The 25,087-nt window shown below is 65.9% G+C and carries 29 protein-coding genes; 15 read left to right on the forward strand and 14 right to left on the reverse strand.

Translation table 11 applies throughout. The features are described from left to right. Positions 1-106: 106 nt before the first annotated feature. The 5 genes from FMZ75_RS06620 (at position 107) to FMZ75_RS06640 (ending at position 2,723) form a co-directional block, all read left to right on the forward strand. Positions 107-376, forward strand: coding sequence for a DUF1150 domain-containing protein (locus FMZ75_RS06620; protein WP_108916875.1), 270 nt, complete (start codon positions 107-109; stop codon positions 374-376). 75 nt (positions 377-451) lie between these two features. Beyond that, the gene (locus tag FMZ75_RS06625; protein ID WP_166141782.1) at positions 452-1,045 is read left to right on the forward strand and encodes a hypothetical protein; all 594 of its coding nucleotides are present in this window, start codon (positions 452-454) and stop codon (positions 1,043-1,045) included. Positions 1,046-1,063: 18 nt separating this feature from the next. Next, positions 1,064-1,423 (forward strand): hypothetical protein, encoded by a 360-nt coding sequence (locus FMZ75_RS06630; protein ID WP_166141783.1) that lies wholly within the window; start codon positions 1,064-1,066, stop codon positions 1,421-1,423. Between the two features lie 58 nt (positions 1,424-1,481). Then, positions 1,482-1,922 carry a Rieske (2Fe-2S) protein gene (locus FMZ75_RS06635; protein ID WP_108916872.1) on the forward strand — a complete coding sequence of 147 codons (441 nt, stop codon included), beginning with the start codon at positions 1,482-1,484 and terminating at the stop codon, positions 1,920-1,922. 96 nt (positions 1,923-2,018) lie between these two features. Beyond that, on the forward strand, positions 2,019-2,723 hold the full coding sequence (locus FMZ75_RS06640; RefSeq protein WP_166141784.1) for a glutamine amidotransferase: 705 nt from the start codon (positions 2,019-2,021) through the stop codon (positions 2,721-2,723). A gap of 148 nt (positions 2,724-2,871) precedes the next feature. On the opposite strand, the gene FMZ75_RS06645 is transcribed toward FMZ75_RS06640, so the two are convergent. Together FMZ75_RS06645 and FMZ75_RS06650 are read right to left on the reverse strand one after the other, a co-directional pair. After that, positions 2,872-3,348 (reverse strand): hypothetical protein, encoded by a 477-nt coding sequence (locus FMZ75_RS06645; protein ID WP_142862225.1) that lies wholly within the window; start codon positions 3,346-3,348, stop codon positions 2,872-2,874. A 140-nt stretch (positions 3,349-3,488) separates the two neighbouring features. Then, a complete protein-coding gene (locus tag FMZ75_RS06650) occupies positions 3,489-5,741 on the reverse strand; it encodes a transglycosylase domain-containing protein (RefSeq protein WP_166141785.1) in 2,253 nt (750 codons plus the stop codon). A gap of 237 nt (positions 5,742-5,978) precedes the next feature. Here FMZ75_RS06650 and dnaN point away from each other — a divergent pair, with 237 nt between their 5' ends. Continuing rightward, on the forward strand, positions 5,979-7,097 hold the full coding sequence (gene dnaN, locus FMZ75_RS06655) for a DNA polymerase III subunit beta (RefSeq protein ID WP_166141786.1): 1,119 nt from the start codon (positions 5,979-5,981) through the stop codon (positions 7,095-7,097). Between the two features lie 45 nt (positions 7,098-7,142). Here dnaN and FMZ75_RS06660 read toward each other — a convergent pair whose 3' ends face one another. Together FMZ75_RS06660 and FMZ75_RS06665 are read right to left on the reverse strand one after the other, a co-directional pair. After that, positions 7,143-7,505, reverse strand: a complete 363-nt coding sequence (locus FMZ75_RS06660; protein ID WP_108916868.1) for an MmcQ/YjbR family DNA-binding protein — start codon at positions 7,503-7,505, stop codon at positions 7,143-7,145. A 25-nt stretch (positions 7,506-7,530) separates the two neighbouring features. After that, positions 7,531-8,340: a hypothetical protein gene (locus FMZ75_RS06665; RefSeq protein WP_108916867.1), complete on the reverse strand. Its 810-nt coding sequence runs from the start codon at positions 8,338-8,340 to the stop codon at positions 7,531-7,533. Between FMZ75_RS06665 and FMZ75_RS06670 the strand changes: the two genes are divergently transcribed. From FMZ75_RS06670 to FMZ75_RS06710, 9 genes are all read left to right on the forward strand, one after another. Continuing rightward, positions 8,339-9,646, forward strand: a complete 1,308-nt coding sequence (locus FMZ75_RS06670) for a hypothetical protein (protein ID WP_166141787.1) — start codon at positions 8,339-8,341, stop codon at positions 9,644-9,646. The genes FMZ75_RS06665 and FMZ75_RS06670 overlap by 2 nt on opposite strands. A 136-nt stretch (positions 9,647-9,782) precedes the next feature. Next, on the forward strand, positions 9,783-11,210 hold the full coding sequence (locus tag FMZ75_RS06675) for a murein hydrolase activator EnvC (protein WP_246728818.1): 1,428 nt from the start codon (positions 9,783-9,785) through the stop codon (positions 11,208-11,210). Further along, positions 11,207-12,556, forward strand: a complete 1,350-nt coding sequence (locus tag FMZ75_RS06680) for a S41 family peptidase (RefSeq protein WP_166141788.1) — start codon at positions 11,207-11,209, stop codon at positions 12,554-12,556. The genes FMZ75_RS06675 and FMZ75_RS06680 overlap by 4 nt, the downstream gene beginning before the upstream one ends. 61 nt (positions 12,557-12,617) lie before the next feature. After that, positions 12,618-13,388, forward strand: coding sequence for a heme ABC transporter permease (locus FMZ75_RS06685; RefSeq protein WP_142862232.1), 771 nt, complete (start codon positions 12,618-12,620; stop codon positions 13,386-13,388). Then, positions 13,385-13,543 (forward strand): heme exporter protein CcmD, encoded by a 159-nt coding sequence (ccmD, locus tag FMZ75_RS06690; protein WP_108916863.1) that lies wholly within the window; start codon positions 13,385-13,387, stop codon positions 13,541-13,543. Before FMZ75_RS06685 ends, ccmD begins: the two co-directional genes overlap by 4 nt. Then, entirely contained in the window at positions 13,540-14,151 is a 612-nt protein-coding gene (locus FMZ75_RS06695) for a DsbE family thiol:disulfide interchange protein (protein ID WP_142862233.1), read from the forward strand. The genes ccmD and FMZ75_RS06695 overlap by 4 nt, the downstream gene beginning before the upstream one ends. A gap of 170 nt (positions 14,152-14,321) precedes the next feature. Continuing rightward, the gene (locus tag FMZ75_RS06700) at positions 14,322-15,788 is read left to right on the forward strand and encodes a methyl-accepting chemotaxis protein (RefSeq protein WP_370464678.1); all 1,467 of its coding nucleotides are present in this window, start codon (positions 14,322-14,324) and stop codon (positions 15,786-15,788) included. 26 nt (positions 15,789-15,814) lie between these two features. Next, positions 15,815-16,195, forward strand: coding sequence for a hypothetical protein (locus FMZ75_RS06705; protein WP_166141789.1), 381 nt, complete (start codon positions 15,815-15,817; stop codon positions 16,193-16,195). 127 nt (positions 16,196-16,322) lie between these two features. Beyond that, positions 16,323-16,700: a hypothetical protein gene (locus FMZ75_RS06710; RefSeq protein ID WP_166141790.1), complete on the forward strand. Its 378-nt coding sequence runs from the start codon at positions 16,323-16,325 to the stop codon at positions 16,698-16,700. A 15-nt stretch (positions 16,701-16,715) separates the two neighbouring features. Here FMZ75_RS06710 and FMZ75_RS06715 read toward each other — a convergent pair whose 3' ends face one another. The 10 genes from FMZ75_RS06715 to FMZ75_RS06760 form a co-directional block, all read right to left on the reverse strand. Continuing rightward, positions 16,716-17,105, reverse strand: a complete 390-nt coding sequence (locus tag FMZ75_RS06715; protein WP_108916858.1) for a hypothetical protein — start codon at positions 17,103-17,105, stop codon at positions 16,716-16,718. Continuing rightward, a complete protein-coding gene (locus FMZ75_RS06720) occupies positions 17,105-17,647 on the reverse strand; it encodes a chemotaxis protein CheD (protein ID WP_370464683.1) in 543 nt (180 codons plus the stop codon). The genes FMZ75_RS06715 and FMZ75_RS06720 overlap by 1 nt, the downstream gene beginning before the upstream one ends. After that, positions 17,647-18,036: a response regulator gene (locus FMZ75_RS06725; protein WP_108916856.1), complete on the reverse strand. Its 390-nt coding sequence runs from the start codon at positions 18,034-18,036 to the stop codon at positions 17,647-17,649. The genes FMZ75_RS06720 and FMZ75_RS06725 overlap by 1 nt, the downstream gene beginning before the upstream one ends. 17 nt (positions 18,037-18,053) lie before the next feature. Then, positions 18,054-19,109 carry a chemotaxis response regulator protein-glutamate methylesterase gene (locus FMZ75_RS06730; RefSeq protein WP_108916855.1) on the reverse strand — a complete coding sequence of 352 codons (1,056 nt, stop codon included), beginning with the start codon at positions 19,107-19,109 and terminating at the stop codon, positions 18,054-18,056. A 1-nt stretch (position 19,110) separates the two neighbouring features. Further along, a complete protein-coding gene (locus FMZ75_RS06735) occupies positions 19,111-19,989 on the reverse strand; it encodes a protein-glutamate O-methyltransferase CheR (protein ID WP_108916854.1) in 879 nt (292 codons plus the stop codon). Between the two features lie 158 nt (positions 19,990-20,147). After that, complete coding sequence (locus FMZ75_RS06740; RefSeq protein WP_207783327.1) at positions 20,148-22,301, reverse strand: chemotaxis protein CheA; 2,154 nt, start codon at positions 22,299-22,301, stop codon at positions 20,148-20,150. A gap of 37 nt (positions 22,302-22,338) precedes the next feature. Further along, positions 22,339-22,704, reverse strand: coding sequence for a response regulator (locus FMZ75_RS06745; protein ID WP_108916853.1), 366 nt, complete (start codon positions 22,702-22,704; stop codon positions 22,339-22,341). Next, positions 22,701-22,979: an STAS domain-containing protein gene (locus FMZ75_RS06750; RefSeq protein ID WP_166141792.1), complete on the reverse strand. Its 279-nt coding sequence runs from the start codon at positions 22,977-22,979 to the stop codon at positions 22,701-22,703. The genes FMZ75_RS06745 and FMZ75_RS06750 overlap by 4 nt, the downstream gene beginning before the upstream one ends. A 43-nt stretch (positions 22,980-23,022) precedes the next feature. Then, on the reverse strand, positions 23,023-23,493 hold the full coding sequence (locus FMZ75_RS06755; RefSeq protein WP_108916851.1) for a chemotaxis protein CheW: 471 nt from the start codon (positions 23,491-23,493) through the stop codon (positions 23,023-23,025). A 2-nt stretch (positions 23,494-23,495) separates the two neighbouring features. Next, the gene (locus tag FMZ75_RS06760; protein ID WP_370464679.1) at positions 23,496-24,971 is read right to left on the reverse strand and encodes a methyl-accepting chemotaxis protein; all 1,476 of its coding nucleotides are present in this window, start codon (positions 24,969-24,971) and stop codon (positions 23,496-23,498) included. Positions 24,972-25,087: the final 116 nt, after the last annotated feature.

A 25,087-nucleotide genomic window follows, 5' to 3' on the forward strand; every position in this document is an offset into this window, starting at 1 on the left:
TCCGGCGGCGCCCCTGAAAATCGGGCGCCGCAATGCACAGATATCTCCCGTGCTACGCGAGTAGGCGTCCGCCGGGCGGGTCGATACGACCGCCGAGGAGTGTGAGATGGAAGGCAAGACCGCGACCGAGAGAAGAATCCCCCTGCTGACCCCCGAGCAGTTCGCGCATTTGGGCGATGGAGCGATCGCCTATGTGCGGACGATGCGCTCGGAGGATGTCAAGCGGCTCTACCCTCAGGCCCCGGCCATAGAGCCCGGCCTGACGCTTTTCGCGCTGCTCGGCGCGGACGGCACGCCGATCGTCCTCGCCGACACGGAAGAGGGGGCCCTCGCCAACGCCTGGCAGCAGCAGCTGCAGACCGTCAGCCTCCACTGAGGCTGACGGGCGGGCGCGCATGGTGTAGCCTATCTGAAGCAACGTTTTTGGTCCGATGGTCCAAAGGGTAGTTTCATGACGGACGCCTCGCCCCAGGCCGCCTTCCGAAATACGACGATCACGGCGCCGGCGGGCGACGCATGGTCGATCGACCGTGAAATCGCGACCGATTTGCACGCCGAGGCGAAGCGCAAGACAGCGGAGCTTCGCAAGCGCCTCACCGAAACGGCGGCGGCCCCGCATTTGCGCCGCTCGATCGAGCGGTTGGAAAAGCATCTGGGCGATTCGCTGGAAGACGTCCGCATCGGTCTTCTCCTGTCCTCTTTCCATTCGCTCGAGGCGGATCGCCGCGCCTACGACTCGGATGAGGGCCGCAAAAAGCTCGCGCCCGACCTGCTCGCCACCTTGGTCGACACGGCCAATTCGGTGCGTCTCCTATCGAGTGTCTTTCCCGAAACGCGGCGGCTCGAGCGCTATGGCCTCGCGCTGGCGATCGCGCCGTCCGACGTCGTCACGCCCGTGGCGGCGACCGCGCTGAGAGAGCCGACGCCTGTTCGAAAAGCGGAAATCGCGGCGATCTCGGACCAAGTGCATAAGCTCGCGAAATCGATGCAGGAATATCGAGAAGAGCTGCGCAGTTACGCGGCTTGGGCGAAGAATTTCATATAATATCGAAAGAGCGTCGACATGTTCGGGCGAGTGTTCGTAGGCGCGAAGAAGCTCGCCGATCTCTATGCCGATATGGTGACGACAAGGGTGCAATTCGACGGGTTGCGTCAATACACAAAAGAATCGATCGACGAGTTCAAACGCCTGCTCGAGCGGCAGAGCGACAAGATCGATCGTATCGAGCGGGAGAGAATAAAGGCCGAGGCCGAGCTACAGGCCAGGATCCAAGGCCTGGAGGCGCGACTGAATGTGCTGAGCGAAAAGGCGCTCCACGCTGCGGTTGCGGATATGGCGGCCGAATACGCCCGGCGCGGGGGAGGCGATGGTCCGACCGAGGCGCCGGCTCCGCGGCCGCTTCCAGGCGGCCGGCAGGGCTGACCGGCGCCGAGATTGCTTCACCCTTCCGGACTTTGTAGCGATTCCGAGGAGGAACGGTATGGAAGAGCCGACACGCGAAATCTTCGCCGTTTGCCATGTGAACGATGTCGCAAAACGCCGGGCCGTCGGCTATGTGCTGGCCCGCGTCAATGATGAGGGCAAGACCGTGCCCTTCCCGGTCGTCATCGTGCGTCACGTCGGCAAATATTACGGCTATGTCAACCGCTGCCCGCACCAGGGCAGCCGTCTCGACTTCGAGCCGAAGTCCTTCCTGGACCCGACGCAGCGCTTCCTGCTGTGCGGCAAGCATGGCGCGCAATTCGACATTCCGACCGGCGTCTGCAACGACGGTCCCTGCGTCGGCGCTCAGCTCGAGAAGGTCGAGGTGGTCATAGACGACAATGAAGTCTGCGTCACGGGCGTGACCATCGCCGAGGAAGACGGTCTCGACCGCGAGGAGAACGACGTCTATCCGGAGGTCGTCATCACCGCCGACTGAGCCGCGCTGGCTCCCCTCGATTCTCATCGCTGGGCCTTTTTGCGTGATGGACGTCGGCATAGACTGCGCCGTCCGGAATCGCCCAGCGGGGGAACGATGAAGACCGCGCTCGTCATACGTCATATCGCCTTCGAGGATCTCGGCAGTTTCGCCGAGCCGCTCGCCGAGGCGGGTTATCGGATCCATTATGTCGAGGCGGGGATGCAGAATATCCCCGCCGAGGCGGCCGAGGCCGATCTTCTCATCGTGCTCGGCGGGCCGATCGGCGTCTATCAGACCGAGGACTATCCTTTTTTGGCGCAGGAGGCGGCGCTGCTTCGCGCGCGGCTCGGGCGCGACGCGCCGACTTTGGGCGTTTGTCTCGGCTGCCAGCTCATGGCCGCGGCGCTCGGGGCCCGTGTCTATCCGGGCGGCGCCGGCAAGGAAATCGGCTTTGCGCCGATCACGCTGACGGAGGCGGGGCGCGACAGCGCGCTCGCCGCGCTCGTCGAGCCCGAGGCGGATGTGCTGCACTGGCACGGCGACACTTTCGATCTTCCAGAGAAGGCGACGCTGCTCGCGTCTTCGGCGCTCTATCCGCATCAAGCCTTTGCGATGGGGCGGCGCGGTCTCGCGCTGCAATTCCATCCGGAAGCGGAGAAGGACAGCCTCGAGCGCTGGTTCATCGGCCATACGGCGGAGCTTTCATCCGCCGGCGTCTCCATCGCGGGGCTGCGCGCCGTGGCCGCGGCCAAAGCGCCTGGCCTGCAGGAACGCAGCCGACGCTTCATCGCGCGCTGGCTCGCCGAAATCGCCAAATGAAACGCGCGGTCCGCGGACGCCGGGAATGCGTCGCTGGACCGCGCGAGAACGACGCGGCTGGGCGTGGCGGCGTCGCTGGCTTTAGAGTGTCTCCAGCCGAAGCGGAGGCCGGTTCGGCTGGAGACTCGTCGAAGCGAGGGCTAGAAGATCAGCCGCGAACGGAGACCTTGCGGAAGGGGTTCTCGTGGTTCGTCATGAACGCATGGCCGAATTCGGTCTTGTTCCACTCGACGGACTCGGCCGGCTGGAACTTCAGCGCCGTGATGGCGATGGGGAAATCCTTGGTGGCGGAAACGCTCGCCAGCTTGATTTCCGTATTGCCGGGACCGACCGAGAGATCGACGACCGGCGTGCCGTCGGCCTTGGAGAGGCGCGCCCAGCCGGGCGTGCCGATGCCGGTGGCGATGACCGACGACTCGGCGAACAGCGGGGCGGCGGCGCCGTCGGCGCCATCCGGCCCGAAAGCGGGAGACTGGAAGGTGAAGGTCGCCATCACCTCGCTGCGGGTGATCTTATGGTCCGGTCCGATCGGACGTCCGGTCGAATACAGAACCAGTTTGCCGCCGTCGAGCGCCGCCTTGACATCATCGAGCGTCGCCGAAGCAAAAGCCTCCGCCAGTCTCATATCGCTTTCTCCACTTTGCGAAATGCACGCCGCTTTTGCGACAAAAGCGACATGCGGGACAGGTTCTCGCCCCGAGCTTCGCAATTGTCATGCCGCGCGTCTCACAATTTGAAGGAAAACGAAACGGTCGTTCGGCGGTCTCAACCGCCGAATAATTTCTCGAAAATATTCTTTTCCTCCCGCGACGGGCCGCGCCGCGGGCGGGGCGTCTGGCTCGGAATGTCGGCGGGCGGCATCAGCGCCTCGAGCCCATGAACCGAGCCGGGCGCGACATCCTCGTCCTCGTCGCGGACCTGACGGCGGCGCGAGGGCCGCGGCGGCGGGGCCTCCGGCTCTGGATCGGAGGAGAAAAAATCGAGCAGCGGCGCGATGGGCGAGAGGCTGTCCGCCGGCGCCGCGGCCGAGCGCCAGGAGCCGGAGGGCAGGGCCGCGACCGGCACGCCCTGATGCGCCGCTTTCATGAAGCGGCTCCAGACCTCGACCGGCAGATTGCCGCCCGAGACTTTCTTGGTGGGCGAATTGTCGTCATTGCCGAGCCAGACGCCGGCGACGAGATGCGGCGTGTAGCCGACGAACCAGGCGTCGCGGAAATCCTGGCTGGTGCCGGTCTTGCCGGCGGCGCGCCAGCCGGGCAGCTCCGCCTTGCGCGCCGTGCCTGTGGAGAGAGTCTCCTCCATCATCGTGTTCATCATCGCCACATATTGCGGCTCGATCACGCGGCCATTGCTCGAGCCTCTGCGCGCGTAGATCTGCTTGCCGCCGGCGGTGCGCACCTTGACGATGATATGCGGCTGCACGCCGACGCCGCCATTGGCGAAGGGCGCATAGGCCGTCACCAGCTCCAGCGGCGTCACCTCCGAAGTGCCGAGCGCGATGGAGGCGTTGGGCTGCAACTCGGAGGCGACGCCGAGCCGATGCGCGATCTTGACCACGGCCTTCGGCCCGGCCTCGAGGCCGACGCGCACCGCCACTGTGTTGAGCGACAGCGCCAGCGCCTTGGTGAGCGTGACCGGGCCGAAATATTCACGGCTGTAATTCTCCGGCTGCCAGCCTTTGACATTGATCGGCCCGTCCTCGCGCACCGTGTCCGGCGTCAAGCCATGCTCGAGCCCCGCGAGATAGACGAAAGGCTTGAAGGCCGAGCCCGGCTGCCTTTTGGCGGAAACAGCGCGGTCGAATTGGCTCTCGGCGTAATTGCGGCCGCCGACGAGAGCGCGAATGGCGCCGTTGGGATCGAGCGCCACCAGCGCGCCCTGGCTGACTCCGAATTTCTCGCCCTTCTTGTCGAGCTCCTCGGCGATTGACTTCTCGCCCACTTCCTGGAGCCTTCGATCGAGCGTCGTCGTGACCACAATGTCCTGGTCGATGGCGCCGATCGTGTCGTCGAGCATGTCCATCACATAATCGGCGGCGTAATTGATGGAACCGGCGCCGCGCTCCCGTCGCGCCAAGGCCGGCCGGCCGAGTGCGAGCTTCGCCATGGCCTCGGTGATATGGCCTTCCTGCGCCATTGCGGTGACGACCTGCGCCGCGCGTTCGGTCGCCCCTTCCGGGTTGCGGTCGGGCGCGAGCTTGCTCGGCGCCTTCATCAGCCCGGCGAGCACGGCCGCCTCCGCGAGCGTCACCTGGGCGGCGCCATGGCCGAAATAGCGCTGCGCCGCCGCCTCCACGCCATAGGCGCCGGAGCCGAAATAGACGCGGTTGAGGTAGAGCTCGAGAATCTGGTCTTTGGAATATTTGTGCTCGAGCCAGAGGGCGAGGATCGCCTCCTGCATCTTGCGTGAGAGGGTGCGCTCCTGGGTCAGGAACAAATTCTTGGCGAGCTGCTGGGTGAGCGTCGAGCCGCCCTGCATTCCGCCGCGCCCGGTGAGGTTGCGCGTCAGCGCGCGGGCGATGCCGATCGGATCGACGCCCCAATGGGAATAGAAGCGACGATCTTCTATGGCGACGAAGGCCTTGGGCAGATAGGGCGGCAGATCGCGCAGGCGCACCGCGGCTCCGCCCGTGTCGCCGCGATTGGCCAGCAATTCCCCATCGGCAGCCAGAATGGCGATATTGGGCGGCCTTTTGGGCACCGCCAGAGTGTCGATCGGCGGAAGCTGCGCCGCATGATAGATGAACAGGCCGCCGACGCCGATCGCGCCCCAGATGGAGAGCACGGCGCCCCAATAGACGAGCCCGCCGAGGCCGAAGCGGCCGCCCTTTTTGGCTTTTTTGGGCATGGAGCGTTGCGGCGGCGCGTCGTCGTCCTCTGGCGGCGGCGCGCTCTTGCCCGGTGCGCTCTTGCCTTTGCGTTTGGGTTTCGCCATGCGATCCTCTCGCGGGTCGGCGCGTAGATCGCCGCCCCCGTCGCCGTCGAAACGTGGTTCGCGACGTTGCTTCTCGCGCGCCATTTTGGTCCGCCGCCTCGGGTTCCGTCGCGCCGCGGCATGGAAGCGCACGGCCGACGCCGACACTAGCATTAATGCTGTCGATTTAAGGGCCGGTTAAGCAAGGAGGCCGCTACTCTTCGTCGCGATAGGAACTTATGCACAGGCTCCGGCCGATCCCCTTGCGGCTCTTGCGCTATTCGTTGCGGCTTGCGAAAGTCTCGCCCTTGGAGCGAAAAACAGCGTCACGGATCGAGCGCAATGAAAGTCACCATCGAGAGAGCGGCGCTGCTGCGCGCCCTCGGCCATGTTCACAGAGTGGTGGAGCGGCGCACGACCATTCCGATCCTCGCCAATGTGCTCATCGACGCCTCCGCCGGGACGCTGATGCTCAAGGCGACCGATCTCGATCTCGAGATCATCGAGAAAGTCTCCGCGGACATCGGCCAGCCGAGCGCGACGACGCTGCCCGCCCATACTCTTTATGACATCGTCCGCAAGCTGCCGGAGGGCGCGCAGGTCTCGATCGAGGGAAGCGGCGAGCAGGGTCAGCTCACGCTGCGCTCGGGCCGCTCGCGCTTCAATCTGCAGAGCCTGCCGGAGAGCGATTTTCCCGACGTCACCTCGGGGGAGTTCTCGCACAGCTTCTCGCTGCCGCCGGCGGACCTCAAGAAGCTGATATTGAAGACGCAATTCGCCATCTCCAGCGAGGAGACGCGCTATTATCTCAACGGCATCTTCCTGCATGTGGCCGAGGTCGAGGGCCATCAGCTGCTGCGCGCCGTGGCCACCGACGGCCATCGCCTCGCCCGCGTCGAGCTGCCGGCGCCGGCCGGCTCCGCCGGAATGCCGGGCGTGATCCTGCCGCGCAAGGCGGTGAATGAGATTCTGCGCCTCGTCGAGGACGCCGAGGGCGCGGTGGCGATCGAGCTCTCCACCAATAAGATGCGTTTCTCCTTCGGCGAGACGGTGCTGACGACCAAGCTCATCGACGGCACTTTCCCCGATTATGGCCGCGTCATTCCGGCCAATAACGACAAGCGCCTCACCGTCGAGCGCGGCGTGTTCCGCGAGGCGGTGGACCGCGTCTCGACCATTTCTTCGGAGCGCGGCCGCGCCGTGAAGCTGGCGCTTTCGGAAGGTCGGCTGGTTCTCTCCGTCACCAATCCCGATCAGGGCTCGGCGGTGGAGGAGATCGAGGCCGATTATGACGGGCCGCCGATCGATATCGGCTTCAACTCCCGCTATCTGCTGGACATAGCCGATCAGCTCGACAGCGACACGGCTCTGTTCCGCCTCGCCGATCCCGGCTCGCCGACGCTGATCCAGGACCGCGACGGCGCGAGCGCGCTCTATGTGCTGATGCCGATGCGGGTGTGAGGCCGCACGGGCGGAGGGGAACCGGCTCTCGACGGTTGCGAGATTTCAGGCGTTGTTCAGTCCGAGCTCAACGCGCTTCTTCCGTGGGAGCCCTCGCGAGACGATCGAATACGATTCGCGGATGTAGTCGCGCAGCTCGGCGTCCGAGAGGCCAGGCTCCGCGAAATGCTGTATCCATTTCAAGCCGCGGGAGGCGAGATAGGGCGCGGGACGCAGGCCGGGTTGCTCCTTGAGCATCTCATAGGCGACGTCGCCGACCTTGAAGGTGAAACGCGGCTGGCCTTCGTCCCAGCCGCCGATAGCGAAAACCTTCCCGCCGACCTTCCAGACATGCGAGCCGCCCCATTGCACCACATGGCTGGCCGCCGGCAATGCGCTGCAGAACGCGTTGTAATCGTCATATGTCATGTGCGCCGCCTTTCTAGGGGCCTCGTCACTTCACCTCGAATTCCACCAACTCTATCGTCGTCGCGCCGGCGTTGCGCAGCGCGCGGGCGGGGCCGGCGTCGCGCCATTGGAAATCGCCCGGCTGCAAGGCCATGTTCTGCCCGGCGCCATCCGCATCCGTCTCGATCAGCTCGCCTCCCTCCACCACGATCCGCACGCCGGGCGCGCGTTGCGTGAAGGCGGGCGTGATCTCTCCGGGCTTCAGCGCGAGGCGCCATCCGCGCAGGCGCTCATTGTCGATGATCTGCGTAAAGCCGGCGGGACGTTCCGAGGGCGCGCGGCCTTTCGGCGCCGGCTCCAAAAGCTCGAAGCCGACGATGCTCAGAGGCATATCGCCGACATTTTCGGCTCGGTGAGTGAGGCTCTGTTTGGAAAAAGCGCCGAAGCCCACCGCGCCGCGCGGCCAAATGATCGACGTCGGCGCGGCGTCGCCCCAATTTTGAACGAGGGTCGGGCTCTCGCGCACCACCACATAAGCGAAGTCGCGCGAATGCTCGTGATAGGGCGCGACGCGATGCGGCGGCAGCCACACATTCAACATGGAGACCGCGTCATTGCGGAAGGCTGGGACATGGAAGGGCGTCCGCTCCACGGGAAGGACGGGCCCCTGTGTCGCGCCGCCCGCCTCGAGCGCAGCGGCCGGCGCGCCGGCCAGGCGCGCGACGAGCAGAAGGGCGATCAGAAGGGGAAGCGAAAATGTCCGCGTCACGCGCGTCTCCCGATGAAAGCCCGAGCCTTGCCAAAGATAGGGCCGTGACGCAATCTCGCCGCGTCGGCCGGACCATGCGAACGCCATGACCTATCTCCTCATGCATTTTTGGGCCTGGGGCGCCTCGGCCTTCGCGGTCGGAGTCGCGACGGCGCTCTCCATCGTGCGGCGCTCCGAGCGCGGGCCGGTCGCCGGCTGGCTGGTGTGGTTCGTTCTCGCTTTCGCGGCGGGCGTTCCCGTCGCTGCGCTCGGCCTCCTGCCCGGGCGCTCGGGCTTCTGGCTCGAGACGGCGCTGCTGCTGTTTCCCGCCTTTCTCGCCGGCGCGGCGGCCGGCGCGCTGCTCGGCCGGCATTCTCTGCGCGACAATGAGGGCTGGGCGCTCGGCCTCGTCCCGCTGGCGCTGATCTGGCTCGCCGCCGGCTTTCTGGCCGGCCGCTCGACGGAGCAGGATTTGCGGCGCAAGGCGGCGAGCGCGATCGAGAAAATCGGCGGCGATCCCGCCTATGTCGACGTCGCCGGCCGCGATGTCCTCTTGCCCCGCGATGCGCCGAACCGCGCCGCTGCGGCGGAGGAGATCGCGCATATTCCCGGCGTGCGGGGAATCGCCGATGTGGACGCTCTGACGGGCGCGGCCGCCAAGAATTACGAGAACGCCGCCATTGCGCGACGCGCAGCCCGCGAAAGCGAGGCGCCCGAGCGCGGGCCGAATGGCGCCGCCGGCCCGGAGGAGGCCCCACAAAACGGCCCGCCGCCGAACGCTCCGTCAACGCGGAATGGCGGCGTCGCCAAGTCCAAGGAGCCGGCGCGGGGAGGGGTGAAGCCCGCGCCTTCGACTCCTTCGGCGGCCGCCCCGGAGCTCGTGCGGCCCTTCGCGGACGAGCGGACCTCCGAATCTTCCCGATCTCCCGAAACTCCCAAATCGGCGGAGCCCGGCAGGCCTTCCGCGCCCGGCGCGCCCTCCGCACCCGGCGAGTCTTCCGCGTCGGGCAAGCCGTCCGAACAAGCTCGGCCCGCCACTCCGGCGAGCGGAGAGCTCGATCTTCCGGCCTGTCAGAAGGCCGTGACCGCGGCGCTGGCCGGCGAGCCGGTGCGCTTCAGCCGGCGCGGCGGCGTCCAGCGCGGCGCGACCGGCGCGTTGGACAAAGCGGTGGGCCTGCTGCAACGCTGTCCACAGACCGATGTGGACGTGCGCGTGCGCGCCGAGGGCGGCGATCGGGCCGCGCGGGAGCAGGCGCGCGACCGGGCCGCCCGCGTCGTCGATTATCTCGGCCGCATGGGCGTCGAGCGTGGGCGTCTTTCCGTCGCCGGCGAGAGCGGCAAGCCGGTCGCCAAAGGCGCGCCGGAGGGCGAAAGCGGGAGCGGCGTCGATTTCCTGCTGTCGCCGCGCCGATAGGCGCCGCCTTCGCCGCAATGTGGACGCTATTGAATAGCCAAACTGCCGCGAGATTCGCGCGCCGGCTTCCGGCGGGCGCAAAGAGTCGCGGGCGAAGCGGACGCCGTTCATGAGGCATAGGTCGAGCGGCGGGATCATGCGACGGGGAGTGGAGCGTCGGGAGCCAAGCGGCTGCTTTCCCAAAGTCTGTCTTCCCGTCCTCGGCCTCGTGCTGACGGCCATCGCAAATCCCGCGCGAGCGGAAAATCTGCGCGGCGCTCTGACGACGACGACGTTGAAGCCGGTTCCTGTCGTCGAGACGCGAGACGCCGCCGACAATCCGGATTCCCCCGATATTTCCGGAAAACGTTCGGAGCTGCGCAGCCTCGAGGACACGATCACGGTCTCCGCCGAGAGCCGCCGCAAAATCGAGACTGAGATCGAGACGCTGCGCGCCGATCGCGCCAAGTTCAACGCCGCGCTGGTCGACGCCGTGCAGCGGGTCGGCGTGCTGGAAAAGCGCGCGGAGGATGTGAGCGCCAAGCTCGAGACGTCGGTGCAGAGCGAGCGGGCGCTGGTCAAATCGCTGGCCGGCCGTCGCGCGCTGATCGGCGAGGTGCTGCTCGTGCTGCAGCGCATGGGGCGCAAGCCGCCGCCGGCGCTGCTGGCGCGGCCGGAGGATATTCTGGAGAGCATTCGCGCCGCCATGCTGCTCGGCTCGATGCTGCCGCAAATGCGCGCCGAGGTGGAGACGCTCAAGACCGATCTCGCCGACCTCGTCACGCTGCGCGGCCGCGTAGAGGCGGAGAAGACGAGCCTCATCGCCGAGCTCGAGCATTTGAAGGAGGAGCGCGTGCGGCTCGAGGCGCTCGTCGAGACGCGGCAGAAGGCGCTGATGCTGGCGCAGAGCGCGCTGGATTTCGAGGCGGAGCGGGCGCGCGCGCTGGCGTCCAAGGCGACCAACCTCAAGGAGCTGATCTCTCGCATGGAGAGCGAGGTGGAGGAGGGCCGGCGCGCGGCCGAAGCGGCGCGACGCGCCGATTCCGAGCGCGCCGCGGCGGACGCCGCAATGTCGCAGGAGAGCCGCGCCAAGGCGCTGGCGGCTCCGTTCAAGGATCCCGCCCGTCTCGCTCCAGCCGTCGCCTTCGCCGATCTGAAAGGTCGATTGGCGCCGCCGACCGCGGGGCCTGTCGTCAAGCGCTTCGGCGCCTCGGACGGTCAGGGCGGAGCCGAGAAGGGCCTGTCGATAGCGGCGCGCGAAAACGCGATCGTGGCCGCGCCCAGCGACGGCTGGGTGGTTTTCGCAGGGCGCTACCGATCCTATGGTCAACTCTTGATCATCAACGCCGGCGGCGGCTATTATGTCACCCTGGCCGGAATGGAGCGGATATCCGTCGCCGTGGGACAATTCGTCCTCGCCGGCGAGCCGGTGGCGAACATGGGCGGCGGCGCCGTCAGGACTGCGGCGGCCATTGCTATCGGCGCGAAACAGCCCATTCTCTATGTAGAGTTTCGCAAGGACGGAACGTCCATCGATCCGGGCCCATGGTGGGCGAAGCCGGAACTTCAGAAGGTTGGCGGATGATGCGCAAGGCCTCATTGATCATAACGGGAATCGTCATCGGGGCGGGATGCGCCACGCTCGGACAGAATGCGCGCCTATTGATCGGCTCCCCGGCCTTCGCCGCCGCCGCCGACACCTATAAGAATTTGAGCCTGTTCGGCGACGTCTTCGACAAGGTCCGCGCCGATTATGTGGAGAAGCCGGACGAGCAGAAGCTGGTCGAATCGGCGATCAACGGGATGCTCACCTCGCTCGATCCGCATTCGAGCTACCTCGACGCCAAGGGCTTCAAGGACATGCGGACGCAGACCGAGGGCAAGTTCGGCGGCCTCGGCATAGAGGTCACGCAGGAGGACGGCCTCGTCAAGGTGGTGACGCCGATCGACGACACGCCCGCGTCCAAGGCCGGCATCATGTCCGGCGACCTCATCTTCGCGATCGACGACGACAATGTGCAGGGCCTCACGCTCAATCAGGCCGTCGACAAGATGCGCGGCCAGATCAACACCTCGGTGAAGCTCACCATTCTGCGCGGCAAGGACCGGGAGAAGATCGAGGTCAAGCTCACGCGCGCCGAGATCCATATCAAATCGGTGCGCTCGCACAAGGAAGACGAGGATATCGGTTATATCCGCATCTCCCAGTTCAACGAGGAGACCTCGGACGGGCTGCGCACGGCGATCCAGAAGTTCCAGCAGGAGATGCCCGGCGACAAGCTCAAGGGCTATATCGTCGATCTGCGCAACAATCCCGGCGGCTTGCTCGATCAGTCGATCCAAGTGGTGAACAGTTTCATCGACCATGGCGAGATCGTCTCCACGCGCGGCCGCACGGCCGATGAGACGCAGCGCTACAATGCGCGGGCGGCTGGCGATATTTCGCGCGGCAAGCCGGTGGTGGTGCTGATCAATGGCGGGTCCGCCTCGGCCTCGGAGATCGTCGCCGGCGCGTTGCAGGATCACAAGCGCGCCACCATTCTCGGCACGCGCTCCTTCGGCAAGGGCTCGGTGCAGACCATCATCCCGCTCGGCGGCGCCAATGGGGCGCTGCGCCTGACCACGGCGCGCTATTACACGCCGTCGGGCCGCTCCATTCAGGCCAAGGGCATCGACCCGGACATCAATCTGCTGCAGGATGTGCCGGACGAGCTGAAGGGCAAGGACGACACCAAGGGCGAAGCCTCGCTCAAGGGCCATCTCAAGAATGGCGAGGACGAGAAGAGCGGCTCGCAGGCCTATGTGCCGCCGGACCCCAAGAAGGACAAGCAGCTGATCGCCGCGGTCGAGATTCTGCACGGCAAGTTCAAGCCGCAGACGGCCGAGCAGGCGAAGCCGGCCGAGCAGCCCAAGTCCAAAATCTCCAACTGATCACGCGGGCGGAGAGGGCGTTTCCCTCTCCGCCCGTCGCGTCTCGTTTGCGCAGGCCGTCATGATCGCGTTTTCGTCTCTCGCCAATCCCGCCGTCTTTCTGCGGCTGACGCGGCGCGTCCTGCCCTGGCTCGGCGCGGCGAGCGCTCTGCTCTCGGGCCTCGGCCTCTATCTCGTCTTCTTCGTCTCGCCCGCTGATTATCAGCAGGGCGAGACGGTCAAGATCATGTATATCCACGTGCCGGCCGCCTGGCTCGCAATGTTCGCCTATATGGTCATGACATCGGCCTCGCTCGGCGTGCTGGTCTGGCGTCATCCGCTGGCCGACGCCGCGCAAAAGACCGCCGCCACGCTCGGCGCGGCCTTCACCTTCATCTGTCTGGTGACGGGCTCGCTGTGGGGCAAGCCCATGTGGGGGACCTATTGGGTGTGGGACGCGCGTCTCACCTCCATGCTGATCCTCTTCCTGCTCTATCTCGGCCTGATCGCGCTGCGTCAGACGATGGAAGACTCCCCGCGGGGGGCGCGCATAGCGGCGATCATGACTCTGGTCGGCTTCGTCGATATTCCGATCATCAAATTCTCGGTCGATTGGTGGAACACGCTGCATCAGCCGGCCTCTGTGCTGCGCGCCGGCGGACCGACCATCGCCGCCGCCATGCTGTGGCCGCTGCTGATCATGGCGCTCGGCGCAACGGCGCTGTTTCTCGCCCTGCATCTGATGGCGATCCGCAATGAGATTTTGCGTCGCCGCGTCGCGCGGCTGACGCTGCAGGCGGCCGCCGCCGGAGAAGAGGGCGGGGCTGCGGAATTGCTGGAGCCGGCGCAGTGACCGACGAACATTGGGGTTATATTCTGTTGGCCTATGGGGTGACGGCGGCGACGGTGCTCGTCCTGCTGGCGCGCATTCTGCTCGAGAACAGACGTCTTTCCGCCGAGCTGGCGCGACTGGAGAAGACCGCCGGCGCTCGCGAGGAGACGCTATGAGCGCGCAAGACGCGCCGCGCGGCCGGCTGGCGCTGTTCCTGCCGCTGGCCGTTTTCGCGGCTCTCGCCCTTCTCTTCCTGGCGCGGCTGTTCGCGGGCGACGCGTCGCGTCTGCCCTCGGCGCTCATCGGCAAGCAGGCGCCGCAATTCGCGCTTCCCGCCTTGCCGGGGCTCGCCGGCGTCGGCGGCCTCGTCGGCGATGATCTGCGCAAAGGCCATGTGAGTGTGGTGAATGTGTTCGCCTCCTGGTGCGCGCCCTGCCGGGCGGAACATGCGCAATTGCTGGCGCTCGCCAAGGATCCCGCTCTCGCCGGCAAAGGCGTGACGCTCGCCGGCCTCGCCTATAAGGACGAGCCCGCCAATGCGCTGCGCTTCCTCGAGGACGTCGGCAATCCTTACGCCTCCATCGGCGTCGATCTCGCCGGCCGCGTGGCGATCGATTTCGGCGTCTATGGCGTGCCGGAGACTTTCGTCATCCGCGGCGATGGCGCCATCGCCTATAAATACGTCGGGCCTTTGACCCGGCAGGCTCTGGAAGAGACGCTGCTTCCCGAGATCGAGAAAGCGCTCGCGCAGACGCGCGCCGCCGCGCTCGCCGGCGCGCAATAGGTTTCTATTAACCTTAACTTAACGTGGCCTCTGCCATTACTGTCTGGCGGCGGTTCAGCATTCCGTTCGGCCGGGCGGCGCCCCCGGAGCGGCGCTCGCCTCTGCGATCCGGCCCGTCGCGACGCGTCGCGATCCACCATTCGTTGCGGGTGGGCGCGGGAATTTAGAGGGTGAACAGCTTGCGCGATTTTGTTCCGAGGGGATTGCGCCTACGGTCGGCCGTGCTGCTGTCCGTCATCGCGGCGATCGCATTCGCGCAGGCCGTCGTGAGCTGGCGCCTCTTCGCCGACGGCAGCGACTGGGTGACGGCGCGTGACCCGAGATTGGCGGCGCTCTTTGTCGGTCCGGCCCTCATCGCGCTTCTGTGCATTCTGGGCGGCGTCGCAATTCGCACGCGCGTGGTGCAGCCGCTCGCCGTTGTGACCGAAGCGATCCGCCGGCTCGCCGACGGCGACACATCCTACCGTCTCGAGATCGACGAATGCGCCGATAGTGTGCGGCGCCTCGCCGACGCTTTCGTCAATCTTCGTCAGGTCATTCTCGACCATCGGGCCGATGAGAGCCTGATCGCCGAAGCGAACGCCGCACAGGCGCGCATCGTCCAGCTGCTGGGCGACGGGCTCGCCAGAATCGCCGAGAAGGATTTGACCTCGCGGCTGACCGACGAGGTCCCCGGCGCCTATCGGCGGCTGCAGATAGACTTCAACACCGCCGTCGGCCAATTGTCCGAGGCGATCGGCGAAATGGCGGAGAGCACCAAGCTGCTCGGCGCCGGAATGCAGGAGACCGTGGCCGCGGCCGACGATCTGTCGCGGCGCACGGAGAGCCAGGCCGCCAATCTCGAGGAGACGGCCGCGGCGCTCGCGCAGATCACGGAGACAGTCACGCGGACGGCGGAGGACGCCGGGAATGCGCGCCAGATCGTCTCCGATATGAGCACGGAGGCGCAGGCGAGCGGCGGCATCGTGCGCCAGGCGATCGGCGCCATGGGCGATATCGAGCAATCGTCCAAGAAGATCGCGCAGATCATCGGCGTCATCGACTCGATCGCGACGCAGACCAATCTTCTGGCCCTGAATGCGGGCGTGGAAGCCGCGCGCGCCGGCGAAGCGGGACGCGGCTTCGCCGTGGTGGCCGCCGAAATCCGTGATCTCGCGCGCCGCAGCGCCAAGGCCGCCAAGGAGATCGACACGTTGATCTCCGTGTCCAACGCGCAGATCGGCCGCGGCGTCTCGCTCGTCGGCGGCGCCGGCGAAGCGCTGTCGCATATCGTCGAGGAGGTCGCGCGCGTCAATGGCGTGGTGGCGGAGATCGCCGATCGCGCGCGCCAGCAGGCGGCGGCGCTCAACGAGGTGAATGGAACCGTCCGCCAGATGGATTTGATCACGCAGCAGAATGCGGCGATGGCGGAGCAGACCACCGCCGTCAGCCATGGCCTCAGCGAGAAGACGCGACAGCTCATCGAATTGATCTCGCGCTTCCGCATCGCCCGGGAGGGCGTGGTCGCGGCGCCCCGTGCGAGCGGGCCTCGCCTCGTCGCTTCCGAGCGCGAAGAGCTCCCGACGCGGCGCATAGAACCGCTGGACCGGCGCGTCGGCGCGAGCGATCGTCGCAGCAGAGCCTGGACGGACTTCTGAGCGACCGCCGCGGGATATCGTGAGAAATGAGCCATAAGAGACAATTTCAGATCCACTGTCGGGCGCTTTCGCCGGCTCTCGCGGTCGCCGCCGCCTTCGGCCTCGCGGCCTGCGCCAAGCCGACGCGGGAAATAGAGCCGGCGCCGGTCGATCCGGGACTCTTCATCGGGGCCGATTGCCCGCAGCTCGTCGCGCGGCGCGCGCGCATCGCGCAGGCGCTGATTTTCGCCGGCTCCGCGCAGGATCAGCTGGCCGCCGATGATCGCACGCGCACATTCGGCGTGCCGACGCCGATGGGAACGCCCTTCGACGCCGACCGGGAGCCTCAGATCGCGCGGCTCAAAGGCGAGCTGCACGCAGTCAACGCGCAAATGGACGCGCAGCGCTGCGGACCCGATTTCCGATGAGGAGACGCAGCGAGGCGAAGCGGCGACGCCGCCACAACGATGAGTTGTCCTCTGGATTGATTCCAGCGAGGCGTTACGATAGGGCTCGAAAAGAGCGGCTATCGCCGGTCTGCGATTGGAGGTCGCCGTGACGCGTGTCGATCGACCGTCTTCCCCGGACGGTGACGGAGAGCCTGGCGCTGCTGGCGGCCTGCGTCCCTATTCCATCGCCGAATGCCGCGATCTCGACGCGCAGCTGCGTCGCGAATTGGAGACGCTCGATTACGAGCTGCGCGGGATCGTCAATCGCCTGCTGGCGGAGGTGGACGACGCAAAGGGGGATGCCCCGACATTTCTGCGCGCCTCTGCGACGGTGCTGCTCTCGGTCGCCGCCGGGCTGATGGAGACGGCCGCCGAGCGCGCGCATGAGCCCGCCGATGTCGCCGCGTTCAAGGATGTCGCCGAGGATGTCGCCCAATGGGCGCGAAGCCGCAAGCTACGTGATCTGCTGGCCGCGGAAGAGTGAACGCTCCGACGGCGTTCAGAAAAATTCCATTTCGCCGGCCGGGTGATCCGTTCGCCCATCGTCCGCGTGATCGCCGAGACGCGCGGCGAGCTCTGCGAGCTTGACGCTGCGCGACGCAATTCCGCCGGCGATTTCCCAATCGGCCGGCGCGAGCTCTGCGAGCGCCGAGACGAAATCGGAGAGGGCCGAGAGCGTCTGCTCGATCGCGTCGATCGCCTGCGCCGAGTGGATGAGCTCGTGCTTCTCCTCCACATTGCTCCATTGTACGCCGTCGACGAGACAATGGAGACGATCCGTCTCCTTGGCCGTGTTGCGCAGCTCCGCCGCCAGCCGCGAGAGGACCTCGACGAGCGGTTGGGCTCGCTCATTCGCGCCGCAGGGCGAGGTCGTCTTCGGCTCCGTCATCAGAACAGCTCCAGTGAGCCCGCCGCCGGCAGTTTCGGCATGACTGCCGGCGCCGACACGGTCTGCGGCGTCGGGCCGGAGAGAAGGCTCTGCCTGGCGCGGCCGGACACCGGCTCATATTCGACGCGTCGGCCGCGGTCGCCGCCGAGATGCTCGGCCACGAGGCGAATGCCTTCGTTCTGCAAAAACCGCTTCGCGAATTCGGCGTTTCTCGCGCCGATGTCGGAGAGCCCTTCCATCATGCGCGCGCCGCCGAACAGCTTGCCTTCGAGTCGGTCGCGCCGCGCGCCCTTCTTCAAGAGGCCGTTGACGAGCAGCTCCATGAGATGAACGCCATAGCGTTCGGCCTCGCCATTGCGCGACGAGGTGAAATCGCCGGGCAGCAGAAAATGATTCATTCCTCCGACGCCGGCATCCGCGTCCCTGATACAGGCGGCGACGCAAGAGCCGAGAACTGTCGCGATGACGACGCTCGGATCGTCGATCACCCGATACTCGCCCTGGATGATGTGTATTCGCTTCGTGCCGGCGTTCATTCGAATCACGCGAGTTTGCCGATGATCGCTTCGAGCGCTTTTTTCAGAGCCGGAACGGTGAAGGGCTTGGTGAGGAAGTTGTTGACGCCGAGCTTCACCGCATTCTCGAGCAGCGCCTTGTCGGCGCGCCCGGTGAGCATGATGAACGGCACTTTCTTGGTGGGATTGTAATTGCGGATCGCCTTCAGGAGGCCGAGGCCGTCGAGCTTGGGCATGTTGAAGTCGGAGATGACGAGATGCGCGGGAGTGGCCATCATGAATTGCAGGGCCTGCTCGCCGTCGCCGGCGAAGAAGATATTGCGCACGCCGAGCTCCTCGAGGCCGTCGCGAATGAGCATACGGCTCGTGCTCGTGTCGTCCACGATCAAGACTCTCAATTGGGCGGCGATGGACATGGATTCCCCCCTTGCTTTTACTGGTTCGTCGAAGTGAGTATGTGCGCGGCGATGCGCTGCAGCGTGAGCTGCTTGGCGACGCCGCCGATCTCGAAGGCCGCCTTCGGCATTCCATAGACGAGCGAGCTCGCCTCGTCCTGGCCGATTGTCTCGGCGCCCGCATCGCGCAATGCGAGCAAGCCTTGCGCGCCGTCGCGGCCCATGCCGGTGAGGATCACGCCGAGCGCGTTGCGGCCGGCGCATTGCGCGACGGAGTTGAACAGAACGTCGACGGAGGGACGATGGCCGTTGACCGCTTCCGTATTGGTGAGGCGGCAGCGATAGCCGCCGACATGCTTCACCACTTCGAGATGAGCGGCGCCGCCGGGCGCGAGATAGACTCGGCCGGGCAGGATCTGCGCGCCGTCCACGGCTTCCGCGACCTGCGGCTTGCACATGCGATCGAGACGCGCGGCGAAGCTCGCCGTGAACACGGGCGGCATGTGCTGCGTGACGACCGTGGGCGGACAATTTTCCGGGAACTGCGAGAGAATCGTGAGCAACGCCTCGACGCCTCCGGTGGAGGAGCCGATCGCGACCAATCGCCCGTCAGGCGAATAGCGTGACGCCGCGGACTGCGGCTCGCGACGCAGCGCCGCCGGCTCGACGCGGATCGGCTCGGCGCGATGCGGCTCGTAGCGGCCGATAGGCGTGGCCGCGATCGCCTTGATCTTCGCGGGCAGCTCGTCGAAAGAGCGCGGATCCTTGGACGAAGGCTTGGCGACGCAGTCGAAGGCGCCGATCTCGAGCGCCTTGATCGTCGTCGCGGCGCCGCGCTCCGTCATCGTCGAGACCATGATCACGCGCGTCGGGCGCAGCCGCATGATCTTCTCGAGAAAATCGAGTCCGTTCATATTCGGCATTTCGACGTCGAGCGTCACCACATCCGGATCGAGGGTCTTGATGGCCTGGCGCGCCTCGAGTGGATCGGCCGCCTCGCCGACGACGGAGATTGCAGGATCCCGACAGAGCGTCGCTGCGATGAGGCCGCGCATGGTTGGGGAATCGTCGACGATCAGCACACGAACAGCCATCTTACGAATTTCCTCTGGACCGAAGCCGATAAGTGGTGACGCCGTCATATTCGAAGGCGGATGCGGCCGCGCCCGAAACGCGTTCGGAATGGCCGATGTAGAGCCGCCCGTCCGGATTGAAGAGCGGAACGAAGCGGCTCCAAATGTTTTCTTGCGTTTTCTCTTCGAAATAGATCACGACGTTGCGGCAGAAGATGGCGTCGAAACGTCCCGTCATCGGCCAATGGCCGATGAGATTGAGCTCGCGGAAGGAGACGAGCGAAGCGAGCTCCTCCGTCACGCCCCATTCGTCGCGACCGCCGCCGAGCGGCGTGAACCAGCGGCTGCGCAGTTGCGTGGGCACCGCCTCGATGACATCGCGGCCGTAGACGCCATTGGCGCCGGCGGCGACCATGTTCGGATCTATGTCCGTCGCCAGAACCTTGACATCGAGCTCCGCCGCCTCTGGTATGACGGAGAGGATCGACATGGCGATGGAGTAGGGCTCCTGGCCATTGGAGCAGGCCGCCGACCAGATGCGCAGACGCGCGCCTTTGCGCACCGCGGCCGCGCGCTTGGCGAGGACATTTTCCTCGAGATGCTTGAAGTGATGCGGCTCGCGGAAGAAGCGCGTGACATTGGTGGTGAGCGCGGCCATCATTTTCTGGCGTTCGTCGACGCCGTCATCGCTGACGATGAGCGCGCAATAGTCGCGAAAATTCTCGAGCCCGAGGCTGCGCAGCCGCTTGGCCAGGCGCGAATAGACCAGCGTGGCTTTGGAGTCCGGCAGATAGATGCCGGCGTCCTCGTGCAGAATCGAGGCGATCCGGCGGAAATCCTCCTGCGTCAGCAGAAATTCCCCAGGGACGAGCGGAGCCGTGGCGAAGTGGCGGTTTTTCATGCGGCTGCTTACGTTCTTTTTGTCGTGGGCCCCTCTCGAGGCGGGGCGCGATGTCGATGGCGGGGCGGCCTCCAGTCTTTCCGCGCTCTCGCGAGACGAGGAAAGACTTCGGCTTTTGTCATGTCGCGCATTCCACGCGCCGGCGTCCAAAAAACACTTTATTCGGCCGCAGCGGGCATGTCGGCGACGATCATATCGGCGCGCGGGCGTGCGACGATCGCATCGACATCGAGGATGAGAGCGACGCGGCCGTCGCCCAATATCGTCGCCGCCGCAATGCCGTGAACATGGCCGTAATTGGTCTCGAGGCTCTTGATCACCACCTGCCGCTGGCCCTGGATGGCGTCGACGAGCAATGCGCATTTGGCGCCGCTCTCCGACTCGACGAGAAGCGCGACCTGCGACGTCGGCTCGATCGGCTCGTCGCGGTAGAGCAGCACGGCGCCGACATCGATCAGCGGGGTGAATGTATTGCGCGTGGCGATGACGCGCGCGCCGCTGCCGAGCTCGTGCACGCTCTCCTTCTTGGGCTGCAGAGTCTCGATGATCGCAGTCAGTGGAACGACCAGGGTCTGGCCGCCGACAGTGACGACCATTCCGTCGAGAACGGCGAGCGTGAGCGGAAGGCTCATCGAGAAGGTCGAGCCGCGTCCGGGAACCGAAGAGATGGAGATGCGGCCGCCGAGCGCCTGGATCGCGCGCTTGACCACATCCATGCCGACGCCGCGGCCGGAGATGTTGGAGATGGAGGAGGCGGTGGAGAAGCCGGGAAGAAAGATGAGATTGTCGATCTCGTCGTCGGTGAGATTGGCTTCCGCCGGAATGAGGCCCTTGTCGACGGCGATCTGGCGCACGCGCGCGCGATTGATGCCGGCGCCGTCGTCGGCGACCTCGATCACGATGCGGCCGGAGCGATGCGTCGCCGAGAGGCGCAGCGAGCCTTCCTCGGGCTTGCCGGCGGCGATTCTGTCTTCCGCCTTTTCGATTCCGTGATCGACGGCGTTGCGAATCATATGTGTGAGCGGATCGGTCAGACGCTCGACGACGGTCTTGTCGACTTCGGTCGTCTCGCCGTCCATGACGAGCCGCACCGACTTTCCGGTCATGGACGCGACCTCGCGCACAGTGCGCGACATGCGCTGAAACACGGGCTTCACCGGTTGCGCGCGGATCGCCATCACGCTGTCCTGAATATCGCGCGTCAGCTGCTCGAGCTCGTCGAGTCCGATCGCGACGGAAGAGGCGCGCGAGAGGCCGGCCTCGGACACGCGCTGCGACAGCATCGCTTGATTGATGACCAGTTCGCCGACGAGATTGATGAGGCGATCGACGCGATCGAGATCGACGCGGATCGTCGCCTGAACCGCGCCGGAGCCCTCGCCTTTGGCCGCTTCCGCCCTGGCGGCGACGGGATGATCGTCGCTCGGCGCGGCGAAGGAGGTCGGCGCGGGATCGGTGGCGACGCTGGTATCCCGCAGCTCCGCGACGGCGATCGGCGCTGGCGGCGCCTCATGCGGCTCGAGCGACTCCTGCAAAGCCTCGAGCAGCTTGCCGACATCGGCCGTTTCCACCGAAAGCTCGCAATCCCACTCGACGAATTCGAATATCCCGCGTACTTGCTGTTCGGGCGCGCTCGTCGTCAGATGGATTGTCCAGCAGAGATAAGCGCCTTCGGGATCGAGCTCGGTCAACAGCGGAATCTCGGTCGTGTCGCATTCGACGGTCGTCTCGCCGAGCCGGCCGAGCTCGCGCAGCAGGCGCAGCGTTTCATTGGCCTTGGCGTAGAGTCCGACGGCCGGCTTGAAGCGCAGGATGAAATCCTGCGTCGCGGGGGCTTCGGGCTCGCCGATGTCGAAAATCGAGTCGAGCGAGATGCAGACAGGCTCGAAGTCGAGAGAGTCGACGCTGACCTTGCCGTCGTCGTCCTGCCGCGGCGCGCCGCCGAGCAGCGCGCTGAGCTCGTCGGCGATGATTTTCACGGCGCCGGCGTCGGCGCTGCCGCCTTCACGCGCAGCGCGAACGAGATCGGCGAGCACATCGGACGCGCGAAGCAGCGTCTTTGTCACCGCCGGCGTCGCGGCGAGCTTGGCGGAGCGTATGAGATCGAGCGTGGTCTCGAAGACATGGACGAATTCGACGAGTTCGTCGAAGCCGAAGGCGCCCGCGCCGCCTTTGATCGAGTGGACGGCGCGAAACACGGCGTTGACGGTCTCGAGATCGTCGTCGCCGTCCTCCATTCGCAGCAGTCCGCTCTCCAATTCGACGAGTTGCTCCTCGCATTCTTGAAAGAATGTCTGCTTGATGGCGGCCATCGGATCCACGGGCGCACTCCCTTACAAGGCTACGTTCTCAAACGGCCACGCGACGAATCGCGTCGACGAGCTTCACGGGATTGAACGGCTTGACGATCCAGCCGGTCGCGCCGGCTCTGCGCGCGCGGTCCTTCTTCTCGCCGTCGCTCTCGGTCGTCAGCACGAGAATCGGAACGCCGCGATGCTTCTCGTGCCGGCGCACGCCTTCGATGAATCCGAAACCATCCATGCGCGGCATGTTTATATCGGTGACGATCACATCGGGCGTCGCCTTCTCGAGCACTTCGAGCCCATGCACGCCGTCCTCTGCCTGCACGACGCTGAAGCCCGCCTCGGAGAGCGCGAGCATCAGCATTTCGCGCATGGTTCGAGAATCGTCGACGGTCAGAATGGTCTTGCTCATTTCGTGCTTTCCTGTTCGGAAATTTTGGTGAAGGGAATGCCGAGCGTCTCCAGGGCGTCGAGCAGAGTCTCGGATGGATGCGCGACGTTCAGCGGCAAGCCGTCCGCAGTCCAGGTGGCATGTGCGGACAGCAGCACTTGAATGCACTGTGTGCCGACCTTGGCGACGTCGGATGCGTCGATGGTGAGCGGATTGCCGCGCGCATGAAGAAGCTCCGCGGCGAGCGGAGAGGCCGCGCGTATGTCGAGGATTTCGGGTAGACGGACAATGATCATGGGCTCGTCTCGATGTCGTTGCGGGAGGGGCGCCGGCTCGAGCTCACGCCGCGTCGAGAACCGGCTCCGGCAGGAGATTCTGGATGGTCAGCACGCTGATCATCTCGTCACCCGCGGCGACGACGCCCTTCACGAAAGTCCGCGCGATTTCCGAGGCGACTTCCGGGGTCGGCTGGATCGCGTCGGGCGTCAACGTCAAAATATTCGACACTGCGTCGACGAGAAGGCCGACGATCTGACCGGCCGATTGCACCACGATGACCGCATGGCGCGCGGTCGGCTCGCTCTGCGTCAGGCCGAGGCGCGTGGCGAGATCGACGACCGGCAGCACGGCGCCGCGCAGATTGATGACGCCGCGCACGAAGTTCGGCGCATGTGGCAAAGGCGTCGCCGGCGTCCAGCCGCGGATTTCGCGAACCGCCATAATGTCGATGCAGAATGTCTGCGCGCCGATATGAAAGGCGATGAATTCCTTCGCCTCGCTCGTCGCCACGCGGGAAAATGCCTCGGCCATGATCAAAACTCCTCCCAGCCCTCTTCGATCGGCGTCGCCTGCTCCTTCGGAAGCGCTGCGCCACGCGTCGCGACACGCCGCTGCGGCGACGCTTTGCTCGCCGATTGCGGCTTCATCCGCTTCACGGCGCCGGCGCCAGATTCTGGGCGCTCGCCGAGATCGAACGCGGCGACCGATATCGACAGCCGCTCTATGTCGCTTTTCAGGCCATGGCTCGCAGCCGTGGTCTCCTCGACCATTGCGGCGTTCTGCTGCGTGAATTGATCCATTTGCGCGACAGCCGTATTGACCTCGGCGAGGCCCGTCGCCTGCTCGCGCGCGCCATTGGCGATTTCGACGACGACCTTGTTCGCCTCCACTACCTGATCGACGATGCGACCGAGCGACTTGCCGGTCTGCGCGACCAGAGCGACGCCGTCTTCGACTTGAGAGGATGATGTCGAAATGAGGCTCTTGATCTCGCGCGCCGCTTCCGCGGAACGCTGCGCGAGCGCGCGCACTTCGGAGGCGACGACGGCGAATCCGCGTCCGGCTTCCCCCGCCCGCGCCGCCTCGACGCCGGCGTTCAAGGCGAGGAGATTGGTCTGAAACGCAATCTCGTCGATCACGCCGATGATCTGGCCGATCTGGCGCGAGGACGTCTCGATCCGCCCCATCGCCTCGATCGCATTGCGCACGATTTCGCTGCTGCGCGTCGCATCGGCCTGAGCTTCGGACACGACGCCGGCGGCGCGCTGCGCTCCATCGGAGGTCTTGTGAACCGTGGAGGTGATTTCTTCGAGCGCCGCGGATGTCTGCTCGAGGCTCGCCGCCTGTTGCTCTGTGCGCTGCGCCAGCGCATCGGCCGCGCCGGCGATTTCCCGCGTTCGCGACGTCAGACCGTCGATATGGTCCATTATATCCACAAAGGCGCCGCGCAGCCTATCGACCGCCAAATTGTAGCAGTGTCGGATTTTCTCGTAATCCGCGGAAAATGGAGCGTCGAGCCGATGCGCGAGACCGCCCGCGGCGAGGCGCTCCAAGCCTTCGGTGAAGGATTTCATGAAGAATTCATGCGCATCGATATAGCCGCGCGACTCGGCGTCGCGCGCTATGCGCCTTTCGTCGGCCGCACGCCGCTCGGCGCTCTCCGCCTCGGCGCGTCGACGCGTGTCGTCCTGCAATGCGGCGCGAAGCTTTTCCAACGCGTCGAAAGCGGCGTCGAGCTCGCCGCCTTTGCCGCCCGGCGCGATCGGCGTTTCTATATCGCCGCTGCGAATTCGATCGAGCGAGGCGACGATTTGCGCCGCGGGACTGGCCACGCGGCTCGCAATCGCGCGGTAGGCGCCGACGGCGCCGAGAAGCGTGACGCCCGCTCCGGCGGCTCCCCAAAGAGGATCGAAGGCGGCGCCGCTCAGCAGCGTGTGAGGACCGAGCGACACGAGCGGTCCGATCGCCATCCCGATGACGGGCGGAAAAAGAGTCGCGTAGAATTTCACCGCTCTGCCCTCGCTGCTGATGTAAAGACGACCGGGCTCCGTCGCAGCGTGCGACCTCTCGATTCCTCGGACAGGCGAAAGGACGAGATGTCTCGTCGTGCGCACACGGCTCTTTC

Origin of the sequence: Methylosinus sp. RM1 (genome assembly GCF_011378635.1) — a bacterium.
Taxonomy (GTDB): domain Bacteria; phylum Pseudomonadota; class Alphaproteobacteria; order Rhizobiales; family Beijerinckiaceae; genus Methylosinus; species Methylosinus sporium.

Excerpts from the sequence above, each read along its gene's own strand:
- FMZ75_RS06620 (WP_108916875.1), top strand. The coding sequence starts at position 107 with ATGGAAGGCAAGACCGCGACCGAGAGAAGAATCCCCCTGCTGACCCCC.
- FMZ75_RS06625 (WP_166141782.1), top strand. The coding sequence starts at position 452 with ATGACGGACGCCTCGCCCCAGGCCGCCTTCCGAAATACGACGATCACG.
- FMZ75_RS06630 (WP_166141783.1), top strand. The coding sequence starts at position 1,064 with ATGTTCGGGCGAGTGTTCGTAGGCGCGAAGAAGCTCGCCGATCTCTAT.
- FMZ75_RS06635 (WP_108916872.1), top strand. The coding sequence starts at position 1,482 with ATGGAAGAGCCGACACGCGAAATCTTCGCCGTTTGCCATGTGAACGAT.
- FMZ75_RS06640 (WP_166141784.1), top strand. The coding sequence starts at position 2,019 with ATGAAGACCGCGCTCGTCATACGTCATATCGCCTTCGAGGATCTCGGC.
- FMZ75_RS06645 (WP_142862225.1), bottom strand. The coding sequence starts at position 3,348 with ATGAGACTGGCGGAGGCTTTTGCTTCGGCGACGCTCGATGATGTCAAG.
- FMZ75_RS06650 (WP_166141785.1), bottom strand. The coding sequence starts at position 5,741 with ATGGCGCGCGAGAAGCAACGTCGCGAACCACGTTTCGACGGCGACGGG.
- dnaN (WP_166141786.1), top strand. The coding sequence starts at position 5,979 with ATGAAAGTCACCATCGAGAGAGCGGCGCTGCTGCGCGCCCTCGGCCAT.
- FMZ75_RS06660 (WP_108916868.1), bottom strand. The coding sequence starts at position 7,505 with ATGACATATGACGATTACAACGCGTTCTGCAGCGCATTGCCGGCGGCC.
- FMZ75_RS06670 (WP_166141787.1), top strand. The coding sequence starts at position 8,339 with ATGACCTATCTCCTCATGCATTTTTGGGCCTGGGGCGCCTCGGCCTTC.
- FMZ75_RS06665 (WP_108916867.1), bottom strand. The coding sequence starts at position 8,340 with ATGGCGTTCGCATGGTCCGGCCGACGCGGCGAGATTGCGTCACGGCCC.
- FMZ75_RS06675 (WP_246728818.1), top strand. The coding sequence starts at position 9,783 with ATGCGACGGGGAGTGGAGCGTCGGGAGCCAAGCGGCTGCTTTCCCAAA.
- FMZ75_RS06680 (WP_166141788.1), top strand. The coding sequence starts at position 11,207 with ATGATGCGCAAGGCCTCATTGATCATAACGGGAATCGTCATCGGGGCG.
- FMZ75_RS06685 (WP_142862232.1), top strand. The coding sequence starts at position 12,618 with ATGATCGCGTTTTCGTCTCTCGCCAATCCCGCCGTCTTTCTGCGGCTG.
- FMZ75_RS06695 (WP_142862233.1), top strand. The coding sequence starts at position 13,540 with ATGAGCGCGCAAGACGCGCCGCGCGGCCGGCTGGCGCTGTTCCTGCCG.
- FMZ75_RS06705 (WP_166141789.1), top strand. The coding sequence starts at position 15,815 with ATGAGCCATAAGAGACAATTTCAGATCCACTGTCGGGCGCTTTCGCCG.
- FMZ75_RS06715 (WP_108916858.1), bottom strand. The coding sequence starts at position 17,105 with ATGACGGAGCCGAAGACGACCTCGCCCTGCGGCGCGAATGAGCGAGCC.
- FMZ75_RS06725 (WP_108916856.1), bottom strand. The coding sequence starts at position 18,036 with ATGTCCATCGCCGCCCAATTGAGAGTCTTGATCGTGGACGACACGAGC.
- FMZ75_RS06730 (WP_108916855.1), bottom strand. The coding sequence starts at position 19,109 with ATGGCTGTTCGTGTGCTGATCGTCGACGATTCCCCAACCATGCGCGGC.
- FMZ75_RS06735 (WP_108916854.1), bottom strand. The coding sequence starts at position 19,989 with ATGAAAAACCGCCACTTCGCCACGGCTCCGCTCGTCCCTGGGGAATTT.
- FMZ75_RS06740 (WP_207783327.1), bottom strand. The coding sequence starts at position 22,301 with ATGGCCGCCATCAAGCAGACATTCTTTCAAGAATGCGAGGAGCAACTC.
- FMZ75_RS06745 (WP_108916853.1), bottom strand. The coding sequence starts at position 22,704 with ATGAGCAAGACCATTCTGACCGTCGACGATTCTCGAACCATGCGCGAA.
- FMZ75_RS06750 (WP_166141792.1), bottom strand. The coding sequence starts at position 22,979 with ATGATCATTGTCCGTCTACCCGAAATCCTCGACATACGCGCGGCCTCT.
- FMZ75_RS06755 (WP_108916851.1), bottom strand. The coding sequence starts at position 23,493 with ATGGCCGAGGCATTTTCCCGCGTGGCGACGAGCGAGGCGAAGGAATTC.